This window comes from Streptomyces sp. YIM 98790, assembly GCF_011421595.1.
GTDB lineage: Bacteria > Actinomycetota > Actinomycetes > Streptomycetales > Streptomycetaceae > Streptomyces.
In genome coordinates this window covers 1-12,891 of sequence record NZ_WTLH01000166.1, presented here as the reverse complement: position 1 = coordinate 12,891, position 12,891 = coordinate 1, and the positions used below count along the sequence as shown (strand labels likewise).

13 protein-coding genes, 1 tRNA gene and 1 other RNA gene are annotated in these 12,891 nt (G+C 70.5%); 13 read left to right on the top strand and 2 right to left on the bottom strand.

What is annotated here, in order from left to right:
* Positions 1 to 147: 147 nt before the first annotated feature.
* A complete protein-coding gene (locus GQS09_RS22250; RefSeq protein ID WP_165989026.1) occupies positions 148 to 408 on the bottom strand; it encodes a hypothetical protein in 261 nt (86 codons plus the stop codon).
* Between the two features lie 259 nt (positions 409 to 667).
* Between GQS09_RS22250 and GQS09_RS22245 the strand changes: the two genes are divergently transcribed.
* The 11 genes from GQS09_RS22245 (at position 668) to GQS09_RS22195 (ending at position 11,020) form a co-directional block, all read left to right on the top strand.
* Positions 668 to 1,168, top strand: a complete 501-nt coding sequence (locus tag GQS09_RS22245) for a hypothetical protein (RefSeq protein ID WP_207958137.1) — start codon at positions 668 to 670, stop codon at positions 1,166 to 1,168.
* An 8-nt stretch (positions 1,169 to 1,176) separates the two neighbouring features.
* A complete protein-coding gene (locus GQS09_RS22240) occupies positions 1,177 to 1,374 on the top strand; it encodes a hypothetical protein (RefSeq protein ID WP_139238304.1) in 198 nt (65 codons plus the stop codon).
* A 164-nt stretch (positions 1,375 to 1,538) separates the two neighbouring features.
* Positions 1,539 to 1,973 carry a roadblock/LC7 domain-containing protein gene (locus tag GQS09_RS22235; protein ID WP_165989020.1) on the top strand — a complete coding sequence of 145 codons (435 nt, stop codon included), beginning with the start codon at positions 1,539 to 1,541 and terminating at the stop codon, positions 1,971 to 1,973.
* The gene (locus GQS09_RS22230) at positions 1,970 to 2,395 is read left to right on the top strand and encodes a hypothetical protein (RefSeq protein WP_165989019.1); all 426 of its coding nucleotides are present in this window, start codon (positions 1,970 to 1,972) and stop codon (positions 2,393 to 2,395) included. Before GQS09_RS22235 ends, GQS09_RS22230 begins: the two co-directional genes overlap by 4 nt.
* Before the next feature lie 30 nt (positions 2,396 to 2,425).
* Positions 2,426 to 3,298 (top strand): SAM-dependent methyltransferase, encoded by an 873-nt coding sequence (locus GQS09_RS22225; protein WP_165989017.1) that lies wholly within the window; start codon positions 2,426 to 2,428, stop codon positions 3,296 to 3,298.
* A gap of 114 nt (positions 3,299 to 3,412) precedes the next feature.
* Positions 3,413 to 4,315, top strand: a complete 903-nt coding sequence (locus GQS09_RS22220; protein ID WP_165989015.1) for a hypothetical protein — start codon at positions 3,413 to 3,415, stop codon at positions 4,313 to 4,315.
* A gap of 14 nt (positions 4,316 to 4,329) precedes the next feature.
* On the top strand, positions 4,330 to 5,571 hold the full coding sequence (fxlM, locus tag GQS09_RS22215) for a methyltransferase, FxLD system (protein ID WP_165989013.1): 1,242 nt from the start codon (positions 4,330 to 4,332) through the stop codon (positions 5,569 to 5,571).
* 50 nt (positions 5,572 to 5,621) lie between these two features.
* The gene (locus GQS09_RS22210; RefSeq protein WP_093838414.1) at positions 5,622 to 5,789 is read left to right on the top strand and encodes an FxLD family lanthipeptide; all 168 of its coding nucleotides are present in this window, start codon (positions 5,622 to 5,624) and stop codon (positions 5,787 to 5,789) included.
* Between the two features lie 71 nt (positions 5,790 to 5,860).
* On the top strand, positions 5,861 to 8,968 hold the full coding sequence (locus GQS09_RS22205; protein ID WP_165989011.1) for a lantibiotic dehydratase: 3,108 nt from the start codon (positions 5,861 to 5,863) through the stop codon (positions 8,966 to 8,968).
* On the top strand, positions 8,965 to 10,143 hold the full coding sequence (locus tag GQS09_RS22200; RefSeq protein ID WP_207958136.1) for a lanthionine synthetase C family protein: 1,179 nt from the start codon (positions 8,965 to 8,967) through the stop codon (positions 10,141 to 10,143). Before GQS09_RS22205 ends, GQS09_RS22200 begins: the two co-directional genes overlap by 4 nt.
* 19 nt (positions 10,144 to 10,162) lie before the next feature.
* Positions 10,163 to 11,020, top strand: coding sequence for a thiopeptide-type bacteriocin biosynthesis protein (locus GQS09_RS22195; RefSeq protein WP_165989007.1), 858 nt, complete (start codon positions 10,163 to 10,165; stop codon positions 11,018 to 11,020).
* A 311-nt stretch (positions 11,021 to 11,331) separates the two neighbouring features.
* On the opposite strand, the gene GQS09_RS22190 is transcribed toward GQS09_RS22195, so the two are convergent.
* Positions 11,332 to 11,419 (bottom strand) — tRNA-Ser (locus tag GQS09_RS22190).
* An 86-nt stretch (positions 11,420 to 11,505) separates the two neighbouring features.
* Between GQS09_RS22190 and ffs the strand changes: the two genes are divergently transcribed.
* Positions 11,506 to 11,600: signal recognition particle sRNA small type (ffs, locus tag GQS09_RS22185), an RNA gene on the top strand.
* 48 nt (positions 11,601 to 11,648) lie between these two features.
* On the top strand, positions 11,649 to 12,891 hold a 1,243-nt coding region (locus GQS09_RS22180; RefSeq protein WP_165989006.1), incomplete at its 3' end, for a DNA polymerase III subunit gamma and tau.

Sequence of the window (12,891 nt, the reverse complement as noted above, 5' to 3'; positions counted from 1 at the left end):
CCCGCGAGGCGGCCCGTCGCGACATCACCCGATATATCGAACACTGGTACAATCACAGACGACTTCACTCGGCCATCGGCTATCGACCTCCACGCGAGGCGCACGCCGACCACCAGCGCCTCCAACTCGCCTCATGAAATAACCCGGTTACATCCCTGTCCGGAAAACGCGAGACCCCTCAAACAGGTGCTCCAGGATGCGCTTGGCGTCGTTCCGCGGCGTGCCCTCAAGCTGGCCACGCAGCCAGCGGACGAACTGGCGCCGGCCGATGGTGGCCGTGCGCAGGTTCGGCGGCCCTTCTCGCTGTGCCAGCTCGGCAGCGGCCTCCTCGTAGTGGTGCCTGAAGACGTCGTAGTCTCGCCATCGCCGCTCGTCCACGAGCAGCTGGAAAACGGTCGGCTGCGCCATGGGAACCCTCCTGGGCTCTCTGTGCTCGACTGCTACCCACGCCGGAGGCGCCAAGACCATGCTGCGCCCCTGACAGCCACAAACCCACGGACACAGGAAACATGTCCTGGGTATGGCGCAGGAAGTCCGGAGAAGTCACTGCCACGTCGCTGGTGGCGTCACACCCGTTCCGCGAATTCTGGTGGCTCACCACCTGTTCGTGCGCCAACGGACACGTTCCGTGCTCGTTGGCCGGAGGCCACCGGAGGAGCACTTGTCCATGACCGGCAGGACCCTGGTCGGAGCCGCGTTCGGCATACGGGCTCGCGCTGCTTCTTCGTACCCGGTCTGCGTCGTCCGTGGGGAGAGGCCGGCAGCGGTTGCCGCGGCGGCCTTCGTGCCGGAGAGGGCGCGGTACGCCGTGGCGTCGTCGGAGCGGCTGCTCCAGGTACTGACACCTTCCTCCCGGGAGGTCGGCGTCCATACCCGGGCGCTCCAGGACCAGCTCGCCGTACTGCTTCCGCTCGCCCGGCAGCTCCGTGACTCGGCAACTACGGGGGTGGCCGAACACTGCTGGGCGGAGCTGGTCGAGCTGGCCGTGGCGACCGGGTCGATGCGCTGTTCCTCGCGTGCCGCCGCGCTGGGCCGGCTTCGGATGCTGACCGGGTGCGTGCGCACGCTGCTGGACCGGGTCGAGGCCGCCAGGGCTGCCGACCGGTCGGCGGTGTCGGCCCCGCGTCGGCCCTTTCAGCCGGGCCGGGCTGGCGGGGGGACCAGGTGACGGCGCTGATGGCCGCACAGGAGCAGGACGAACGGCGGGTGCCCTCGCCAGTGCTGTACGGGCGGGCGTGCCGGTACTGCCATCGGCTGCTGGACGGTTCCAGCCAGGACGCCGGGACGATCACCGACGCACGTATCTACGGCCATCCGTACCCGATTCCGGTCCGCGCCTGCGCACCGGGCTGCCCTCCACCCGCCCCGTCCTGATGAGACAGGCCCGCCCCCAAGACGGCCGTCAGGGGCACATCCGCGCCGTGGCGCTGCCCACCGCACCGGTTCCCCCGGGCAGCACCCGCTCCTGTGCCCCTGACGGTCACCTTCCTTCTCTCCCTGCTCGTGTCCGCCCCGCCCCGCAAGAGGACCAGGAAGTCATGGACGACGATGCGATCACCGCGCTCCTGCACGACCGAGTCGGCACGCTGCGCGGTGTGTGGGGCGTACTGGCGTTCACCGCCGACGGCATGACGTTGGCCTTTGCCGGAATGGGGCCGGACGACGCTCGGGACCTGGCAGCCCTCGGTGCGGCGCTGGGTTCGGTGTCCGACCGGCTGATCGTCCGGAGCCAGGCGGGCCCGCCCACGACCAGCGTGCTGCTGGCCGAGGACGGCTCGGTGCTGCTCACCCGCGCTGGCGCGAACTCCTTCCTCGCCGCGTTCACCTACCGCGAGTGCGCGGCCGGAGTCATCGGCGAGCAACTCGCCAGGCTCGGCACCGAGCTCGGTCCGCACTTGGAGGAACGGATCGGCAGCCACCTGCTGGCCCCGGTGCGCGGCCGGACCCCCGGAAAGCCAGGAGTGCTGCGATGAGCGCGCCGCCTTCGCCGGAAGCGTTCGCGCTGTTCGCCGAGACTCTGACGGCGCATGAGCCGGTGGTCCTGCCCGCCGGCCGGGACTGGGACGCGGTGCGCACCGCCGAACACCACGGCGAGCAGGTGCTGCGCCTCCTCTACGGCGATGCCTCGGATCCCCGGATCGGCTGCATCGCCGCTGACCGGGACTGTTGGTACTGGTTCATCCGTCCCGGCTACGGCGCCGAGCCGTGGCCGATCTTCGCCCGCTACCTGGGCACGGGCGCGTACCTCACTCTCCCTGTCGCCCACCGACCGTGCGGGGAGCGCGACTTCCGCGGGCCGCGCTGGGTCCGCTCACCGGGTGCCGTCACCCGTCCGTTCACCGACGCCGTCGAGCTGTGCACCGCGCTCGGCGTCCTCGCCGACACCTTGCCCTGACGCCGAACGCCGACCGGAGGACACCTCCCCATGCCGCCCGAACGCACCACCGTCACCACGGACACCGCGGCGCCTCCGCTGCCGGTAGCCGCCGGGGATGACATCCGTGAGGAGCTCCGTCTGCCCTCGGCTCCGCGGATACAGAACGCGCTGCTCGGCGGCCGGGACCACACCGCCGAGGACCGCCGCCTGGTCGCTGCCATCACCACAGCAGCGCCCTTCGCCGCGCAGGCCGCCCGCCAGGCCCGCGCCTACATCGAGACCGCCGTGCGTCACCTCGCCGAACGCGGGCTGCACCAGTTCCTGGACATCGGCTGCGGCCTGCCCTCGCCCACCGGCGCCAACACACACGACATCGCCCAGCAGGTCCTGCCACAGGCACGGGTGGTCTACGTCGACACCAGTCTGCAAGCCGTCGTCCACGCCCGTGCCCTGCTGCGCTGCACCCCGCCCGGTGTTACCGCAGCCTGCCGCGCAGACCTGACCCAGCCAGATCGCCTGCTGGCCGCCCCGGAGGTCACCGCCATCATCGACCTGAGCAGGCCGGTGGCGGTGCTGCTGGGCAGTGTGCTGCACCTGCTGCCCGACTCACGGCACGGGCCTGTCCATGGCCACCTCGACCGCATCAAGAGCGCCCTACCCCTCGGATCGGCGCTGGCCATCGTGCACCCCACCACCGACTTCCGTCCTCGCGAGATGGCCGCCATGGCACGTGCGTACAGCGGCTCCGGCATCCCCGTCCGGCTGCGTGACCACGCCGAAGTCGCGCGCTTCTTCGCCGGCTGGGATCTGCTGCTGCCAGGGCTGGTACCCACACAACGTTGGCAGCCACCCCCGTTGGACCAAGATCCCGACCAGGACACCGGTGCCGCCTACGCCGGCATCGCGGTCAAGCCGCCGTGATCGGACCTGCACCTACGTCCATCGCAGCCAGCTCACCGTCGATCGACCCGCCCCCGGGCAAGCCAGGAGATCAGCTCTGTGACCAGTCACGCCTTAGTTCCGGACACCTTGACCATGGCCACCTTCAACTTCGCACTCAACGGCCGAGGTGACCGCTCCGCACGGATGCGGGCTCACCGGCGCATCCGCGACGCAGGAGCCCACCTTCTCTTGCGCCAGGAGATGTTCGACGCCGACGCGAACGCCAAGGAAGGGATGTACGAGGCCGAGCAGGAACTCGGCCTGCGAGGCTGGCTCAGCGAAGGCTCCTACACCGCCGTCTTCGCCGACACCAGCCTGTTCACCGTCCTGCGGGAATGGCCCAGCCCGTCGCCCGTCTTCAAGTGCCAGCCGACCGCAGTCACGCTCCAGCTGCACGCCGCCGGCCCCGCCTCGATCCCGCTCACCGCGGTCGCCGCCCACCTCAGCTACGCCTCCCCAACCCTCCGGGCCGTCGAGGCCGAACTGCTGACCACATTCCATGACAAGAAGGTCCGGGTCCTGGACGGGCAGAGCGTCCGCAAGTCGGCGATGGTCATCGGTCTGGATGCCAACAGCTATCCCCATCGCCTCGCCCCCGGCGAAAGCCCACTGCCGCATCTGGGCCAGATCGAGGACGAACCCCACCGCGCCCACCGCAGCCGTCCCGTCCCCGGCAGCAGCCGGGCCATGGACACCCACCCCCACGACACCTTCCGCACCGCCGGACTGACCGACCTCGCCCAGCACGTTGCCCACCTCGGCAACACCGAGGCGGTGCACCCGTCCATCCCCGCCAGCGACACGCATGGCCCCGCCAATCGCATCGACTGGCTGTGCGCGTCCTCACTGCTGCTGCCCGCCTTCCGCGACCTCGAAGTCATCGACATGCAGGACCTCTCCGACCACAACATGGTCCTCGCTCGCTTCGACCACCAGCGCTTGGCCGACCTGCTTGCCGTCGACGCCCAAGGCACCCACCAGAGGGTAATGGCGTGACTACACTCCGATCGATGAATCTGAACAATTCCCCCGAAGAGTCCATGGAAGAGCTGCGCGAGGCCCTGGTCGGCGAGTTGCGCAAGCTGAACGCGGTGTGCAGCGAGGCGGTCACGGCGGCCTTCCGACGGGTGCCCCGGCACCTGTTCGTGCCGGAGGGCGTCACCCCTGAGCAGGCGTACGCGGCCGAGCGGGCCGAGGTCACCAAGCGAGACGAGCGCGGTGTCGCCGTCAGCTCCGTCTCGGCCGCCCGCGTGCAGGCGATGATGCTGGAACAGGCCGATATCCGCCCGGGTATGCGGGTGCTGGAAATCGGTTCCGGAGGGTACTACGCCGCTCTGATCGCCGAGATGGCCGGTCCCGAAGGGGAAGTCACCACCATCGACATCGACCCGGATGTGACCGACCGCGCTCGCCGGCTGCTGGACCGGGCCGGGTACGAGCGAGTGAACGTGGTGTGCGCCGATGGCGAGGCCGGCGAGCCGAAGCACGCCCCCTACGACCGGATCATCGTCACCGTCGGGGCCTGGGACATCCCGCCGGCCTGGACCGGGCAACTCGCCGACGGCGGCCGGATCGTCGTCCCGCTGCGGGTGCGCGGGCTGACCCGGTCGGTCGCCTTCCAGGCACAGGGCGAGGTGCTGGTCAGCACCGGATACGAGCTGTGCGGCTTCGTCCCCATGCAGGGCTCGGGCGAAATGCGGGTGCAGCTCGCCGTCCTGCACGACGAGAAGGGTGCCGAGGTCGGGCTGCGGCTGGACGACGAGCAGGAGGCCGAGGTCGAGCAGCTCCGGGAGGCCCTGAAGCAGCCTCGGGCACAGGCGTGGTCGGGGGTGACCATCGGCGGTTCGGTGCCCTTCGACGACCTGGACCTGTGGCTGGCCACCGAGGTCACCGACTACGCACTGCTGGCCGCCACCGCCGCGGCGCGTGACCGCGGGCTGGTCGCCTCCGCCTCCCCCCTGGGCACCTCCACCCTCCTCTACGGCGACTCCTTCGCCTACCGGGCCGGGCGTCCGGTCCCCGGGGAGGAGGACCTGTACGAGTTCGGTGCCTACGGCCACGGCCCGAACGCGGAGAAGGCCGCTCAGCGGCTGGTCGAGAAGATCCAGGCGTGGGACCGCGAGCACCGCGACGACCGGCCCACCTTCTACGCGCACCCGGCGGACACCCCCATCGCCCAGCTCCCCCACGGGCTGGTCGTCATCAAGAAGCACCGCCGCATCACGGTCTCCTGGCCCGCTCACAACGACTGAGCCGACCAGGGCTGCCCAGGCACATCCACCACCGACATCCGGGAGGCACGATGGCAGCAGCACGGGGGAACACCGGCGCCGCCGAGGAAGACTTCGAACTCGACATCGCCTTTGTCGAGAAGGCCCCGGTCATTCCCGCTCTTCTCAACGACACCGACGACAACTGCACCTCAACCTGCCAGAGCGCGTGCAGCAACAGCACCTGTATCGGCGGCTGAACCATGCTGTGGGGTCCGGCGCCGGAGGAACCCGGCGCCGGACCCCACACCCGAGTCGGAGGTGGGTCAGGTTGTATCGAACGATCGACGCGGCCCTGATACGGGCCACCGCACATCCGCAGAAGTTCACGGACCCACCGTGGCCGGACCTCACCGGAGACGGTGTCGCCATCCAGGAGCAGCGGCGGAACTGGCTCCGGCACGTGTGGGCGCTCCCGGGCGTAGCGGAGGCCATCGAGGTTGCCAGTCCGCTCCTCGCACGGCGCGTCAGCGATGTCTGCGCCGGGAAGATCGACAAACCGCGGCAGGTCCGGCGGGCCGTGGTCTCCGTGATGCGCTACCTGCTGCGAATGCGGCACCGTGCAACGCCCTTCGGGCTGTTCGCCGGAATCGCTCCGGCGCGGCTCGGGAGCACGCTCCGTGTGCACTGGGGAGAGGGGCACCGCCCGGTAGCCGGTGCCGATGCCCTGTGGCTGGCCGAGGTGATCACCGGCCTGGAGACGTGCCCGGAGCTGTTGTGCCGCCTCCCGGTGGTGGCCGACTCCACCTGCTACGTACGCGGTGACCGGCTGGTCGTGCCCTGTCAGCGGTCATCGCGCCCAGCAACCGGCTCTCCCGCCGCCTCGGAGATGAGTCTGCGGAACACCCGGGCGGTCCAAACCGTCCTGGCTGCCGCCGCTGCGCCCATCACGGTTGCCGACCTGGCCGCCAGACTCGCCACCGCATATCCACAAATCCCCGACGAGGTGATCGACCGGCTGCTCACCGAACTGGTGACCCGCCGCGTACTGATCAACTCCCTGCACACGCCGATGACGGTCACTGATCCCCTCGGCCACCTCGTTGATGAGCTGGAGAAAGCCGAGGCCGGAACCATCCCGGCCGTGGCGCCCACGCTCCGCGCGCTCGGCGAGATCCACCGAAGCCTGTCCCGGCACAACCATGGCTCCGACTCCATGCGCCGCACCCTGCGCTCGGCCACCGCCGACCGCATGAAAGCCCTGACCGACGTGGCGAAGCAGCCGCTCACGGTGGACCTGCTTCTCGACTGCCGCCTGGAGCTGCCGCACACGGTCGCCCGTGAGTCCGAGAAGGCAGTGGCGGCACTGGCCGCACTCAGCCCGTTCCCGTCCGGCGCTCCGGCCTGGCAGGACTACCACGTCCGGTTCCTGGAGCACTACGGCCCCGGCGCCCTCGTCCCCGTCCGCGACCTGGTCGACCCCGACGTCGGACTGGGCCTTCCCGCCGGCTACCGGTCATCTCTGATCCGGCCGACGGCCCCCCGCTTGACTGATCGCGACACCGGCCTGCTAGCCCTGGCACAACAAGCGGCGCTGGACGGCGCAGAAGAGATCAGACTGGACGATCAGGCCCTGGCCCAGCTGACGCTCAAGGACAATCCCCAGCTCCCCGCCCACCTGGAGCTGTGCTTCCGTCTCCACGCACCCAACCAGGACGCTGTGGAGCGCGGTGAGTTCGAACTCGTCGTCGCCGGACTCGCCACCGGCGTCGGCACCATCACCGGCCGCTTCCTGCACCTGCTGGCAGACGAGGACCGCAACCATTTCCACGCCGCCTACGCGCAGTTGCCCACGCTGGCGGCCGGTGCCCTGCCCGCTCAGCTCTCCGCACCTCCGCTACGCACCCGCACCGAGAACGTCGCACGCGCACCGCAACTCCTGCCCGCCGTCATCTCCCTGGCCGAACACGCTGACAGCAACCCAGGTCTGGCCCTGGACGACCTGCTCGTCGGCGCGGACCCCCAGCGCATGTACCTGGTCTCCCGGACCACCGGCCGTGCCGTGGAACCCGCCGTCCTGAACGCGGTGGAGCCCACCACCTACACCCACCCCCTGGCGCGGTTCCTGTGCGAACTGCCACGGGCCACCGCCGCGGTGCTGGCCCCCTTCTCCTGGGGAGCCGCCCGCCAACTGCCCTTCCAACCGCGCATCCGCTACGGCCGCACCATCCTGTCCCCGGCCCGCTGGAGACTCGACGCCTCCAACCTCCCCGGCGCCCAGGCCACATGGCCGGACTGGACCGAGCGCATGGCCCGGTTGCGGCAGCGCCTCCGCCTGCCGAACACCGTCTTCCTCGGCAGCGACGACCGCCGGATCTTCCTCGACCTGGAGGAGCCCTCCCATCTCCATCTGCTGCGCTCCCACCTGGAGACCACCGGCCAGGCCACTTTGCAGGAGGCCCCGGCCCCCACCGCCTACGAATGGCTCGACGGACGCGCACACGAGCTCGTTCTCCCCATGACAACCACCGCTCCGGCAGACCCGTCCACCGTCCCACGCCGAGCCACCCCTGCTGCCCTCCGCCGCGATCACGGCCATCTGCCCGGCCACTCCACCTGGCTCTACGCAAAGATCTACGGACACCCGGAACGCCACCCCGAACTCCTGTCCCGCCACCTGCCCGGCTTCCTCGCCACCTGGGACAGCCCGCCCGAATGGTGGTTCGTGCCCTACCGCGATCCAGACCCCCACCTGCGGCTCCGCTTACTACTCAGCCACCCCGACGACTGGGGACCTGCCGTGCAGCGCCTTGGTACCTGGGTGGCAGACCTGCGCCGCCAAGGGCTGGCCCGTGACCTCGACCTCAGCACCTACCGCCCCGAGACCGGCCGCTACGGCACCGGCCCGGCCATGGACGCCGCCGGGAGAGTCTTCGTCACCGACTCCGCGGCCGTCATCGCCCAGCTCACCCACACCCACACCACCCACACCACCGGCACCGACGCCTTCCACCAGCAGGCGCTCACCGCGGCCAGCCTGGTCGACCTCACCACCGCCTTCACCGGCAGCACCCCGGCCGCCGCCCGCTGGCTGACCGAGAACGTCAGCCGGAGCCCCGCACCGACCATCGCCCGGCACATCCGGCAGCAGACCATGCTCCTCACGGACCCCCGCACCAAGAACGACACACTCCACTCCCTCCCCGGCGGCGACCAGATCGGCCACCGATGGGAGCAGAGACGCACCGCGCTGTCCGCCTACCGTGCCCGCCTCACCGAGGCCGGCGGCATCGCGCCGGAGACCGTGCTGGCCTCCCTGCTGCACATGCACCACATCCGCATGGCCGGCATCGACGAAGAATGCGAACGCACCTGTCACCGGCTGGCCCGAGCCGCGGCTCTCGCCTGGACCGTCCAGCACGAAGGCGCCCAGTCATGACCAGCCCTCTCCCCACCGACGCCACCAGCACCGAGAACACCGCCTGGCCGCAGTCGCTCTCCCGAGGCGCCATCGGCATCGCCCTGCTGGCCATCGAGCGCGCCCACAACGGCACCGGCACCTGGGACGCCGCCCACGTGGCCCTCGCCACAGCCACCAGCCGCCCTCTCAACACCGGCGACAACGCCTCGCTCTTCCTCGGCGCACCCGCCGTCGCCTTCGTCCTGCACACCGCGGCGGCCGGAACCAACCGCTACGCCCGCACCCTGGACCTCCTCGACGCCCAGATCACCGACCTCACCCGCCGCCGCCTTGACGCGGCCCACGCCCGCATCGACCGCGGCCACCGGCCCCGGGCAGCCGAATACGATCTGCTGTACGGCTTGACCGGCCTGGGCAGGCACCTCCTGAACCGCGAACCTGGCGGTGACACCACCCGGGCGGTGCTCTCCTACCTGGTCCGCCTGACCGAACCCCTCGCTGGCGACCCCGACCGGCTGCCCGGCTGGTGGGTGCCCCACGGCCCAGTCCACGGCACCTCCCACACCTTCCCCGGCGGACACGGCAACCTCGGCATGGCCCACGGCATTGCCGGCCCTCTCACCCTGCTCTCCCTGGCCAAAGACCGCGGCACAACCGTCCCCGCCCACACTGACGCCATCAGCCGCATCTGCGCATGGCTCGACACCTGGCGCTGCGACCACCCCTCCGGTCCCTGGTGGCCCCAGTGGGTCACCCCCGACGACCTCCACCGCCAACAGCCCGCCCAGCCGGGACCGCTACGCCCCTCGTGGTGCTACGGCACTCCCGGCATCGCCCGCGCCCAGCAGCTCGCCGCCTTGGCCACGGGCGACACCGACCGCCGGCAGATGGCCGAGCACGCCCTCCTGAGCTGCCTGACCGACCCCGCACAACTCAGCCGGATCACCGACGGCGGCCTGTGCCACGGCGCCGCCGGCCTGTTCCAGACTGCCTACCGAGTGGCCGCCGACGCCGCCACTCCTGCCCTGGCCGCCCACCTGCCCCGTCTCCAGCCCCTGCTCCTCCACCACATGCCGGCCGCCGACGACCCGAGCCTTCTCCAGGGAGCCGCCGGACACGCGCTCGCCCAGCACACCGCCACCACCGCCACCGCTCCCGCCTCCGGCTGGGACGCGTGCCTGCTGCTGACCTGACCACCCAAGGGCGACGCAGATGAACCAGCCGGAGGAACAACACCCCCACTGGCACCAGCGCGTACTCACCTTCGCCCACCACCACGACGTGGAACCGGCAGCCGTCACCCACCTCCGCCCCGGAATGGCACACGCCGAGAAAACCGGCCTTATCGACGCCTGGTTCTTCATCCGCAAGGGCCACGAACTACGCCTGCGCTACCGCCCCGCGTCGCATGACCTCACCGACGAAGCGGACGAGCACATGCGCACCCTGCTCACCGGGATGGAACAGAGCACTTCTCTGACCAGCTGGGTGACCACCGTCTACGAACCGGAACTCCATGCCTTCGGCGGCCCCGAAGCCATGGACACCGCCCACGACCTCTTCCACCACGACAGCAACCACACCCTGGCCCACCTCGCCCAGCTCACCGCACCCGGCCACATCGACAACCGCCGCGAGCTGTCCGTCCTGCTGTGCAGCACCCTGCTACGCGCAGCCGGACAGGAATGGTTCGAACAGGGTGACGTCTGGGCCAAGGTCACCGAACTCCGCCCCGCCGGCGACGGCCGACCTCCCCAACCCCTGCCGCCTCTCGCCCCGGCGCTGAAGCGCCTGATGACCACGGACACCAGCTCGGCCTCCGCCACGACCTCGCTGAGCTTCGCATCCGAGTGGTTCGCCGCCTTCCAGCAGGCCGGCCGACGCCTCAGCGCACACCAACACGACGGAGACCTGACCCGGGGCCATCGCGCCGTACTCGCCCACCACGTCATCTTCCACTGGAACCGCCTCGGCGTACCGTCCGCGGTTCAGGGACGGCTGGCAGCGACAGCGAGCAGCCTGATCTTCGACACAGAATCCCGCGGCAGCCAAATCCGTGGGCCACGCTGAGCAGCTCAGCGTCAGCGCTGGGGCTTGTCAATGGAGCGGCTCTGTCTCACTTCGGCGGTGACGGAGAGCTGCGAGGTTGTTGCTCTCTGTTGGAGGGGTGTCAACGAGCTGGTGCAGACGGTGCCCTCAGGCTTGGCAAATGAGCACGGCGCTCGTGGTGCCGGGCGCAGGTGCTGCAGGCCCTGTCCGCCAGTTCCGTGCTGATCCGATCATGGTGACTGAGACCAGGGGACGGCGAAGGGTCCGGCCGCGGGGCGGTCGGACCCTTCGTTTCCGCTGGTCANGGACCCTTCGTTTCCGCTGGTCAGCGGTGGCGGAGGATACGAGATTCGAACTCGTGAGGGTGTGAACCCAACACGCTTTCCAAGCGTGCGCCCTAGGCCTCTAGGCGAATCCTCCGCCGGAAACAATACAAGACGCCGGGGGGTGGTCGCGAACCGGTTGTCCGGATGCGGGGATGCCCGGGGGATCGGGTACGCTGGGGACCAGCCCCTCATGCGGCGCTATCTGACTGAACTCCCCCAGGGCCGGAAGGCAGCAAGGGTAGGTCGGCTCTGGCGGGTGCGTGGGGGGCCCTGTCGTTCCCGGGCGGCGCCGGGTGTCGGCGGGGGCCGATATCGTCGGAGTTGTGTCGTCCCTCGCGCTGTACCGTCGCTATCGTCCCGAGACCTTCGCCGAGGTCATCGGGCAGGAGCATGTCACCGACCCGTTGCAGCAGGCCCTGCGCAACAACCGGGTCAACCATGCGTACCTGTTCAGCGGGCCGCGCGGCTGCGGGAAGACCACCAGCGCGCGGATTCTGGCACGCTGCCTGAACTGCGAGAACGGCCCGACGCCGGAGCCCTGCGGGGAGTGCCGCTCGTGCCTGGACCTGGCGCGCAACGGCCCCGGCTCGATCGATGTCATCGAGATCGACGCGGCCTCGCACGGCGGTGTGGACGACGCCCGTGAGCTGCGCGAGAAGGCGTTCTTCGGCCCGGCGGCCAGCCGCTACAAGATCTACATCGTGGACGAGGCCCACATGGTCACCCCGGCCGGGTTCAACGCCCTGCTGAAGGTGGTCGAGGAGCCCCCGGAGCATCTGAAGTTCATCTTCGCCACGACCGAGCCGGAGAAGGTGATCGGCACCATCCGGTCGCGCACCCATCACTATCCGTTCCGGCTGGTGCCGCCCGGCACGCTGCGCGACTACCTCGCGCAGGTGTGCCGGCAGGAGAACATCCCGGTCGAGGAGACGGTGCTGCCGCTGGTGGTGCGGGCCGGCGCGGGCTCGGTACGGGATTCGATGTCGGTGATGGACCAGCTGCTGGCCGGCGCGGGCGCGGACGGCGTGACGTACGCCATGGCCACGGCGCTGCTCGGCTACACGGACGGCACCCTGCTGGATGCCGTGGTGGACGCCTTCGCCGAGCAGGACGGCGCCGCCGCCTTCGAGGTGGTGGACCGGGTCATCGAGGGCGGGCACGACCCCCGGCGGTTCGTCGCCGATCTGCTGGAGCGCCTGCGCGACCTGGTGATTCTGGCCGCCGTGCCGGACGCGGCGGAGCGCCGGCTGATCGACGCCCCCGAGGACGTGCTGGAGCGCATGGCGCGGCAGGCACGGACCCTGGGCCCGGCCCAGCTCAGCCGGGCTGCGGACATCGTCAACGCGGGCCTGACGGAGATGCGCGGCGCCACCTCGCCGCGGCTCCAGCTGGAGCTGATCTGCGCCCGGGTGCTGCTGCCGGCGGCCTACGGGGACGAGAGCGCGCTGCTGAGCAGGCTGGAGCGGCTGGAGCGCGGAGCCGCGCTGGGCGGGACGGCCGGCGGGGCCGCCGTCGGCGGGCCGGTGGTGCAGCCCCCGGCGGCTGCACACCCGCAGCCGGCCGGCC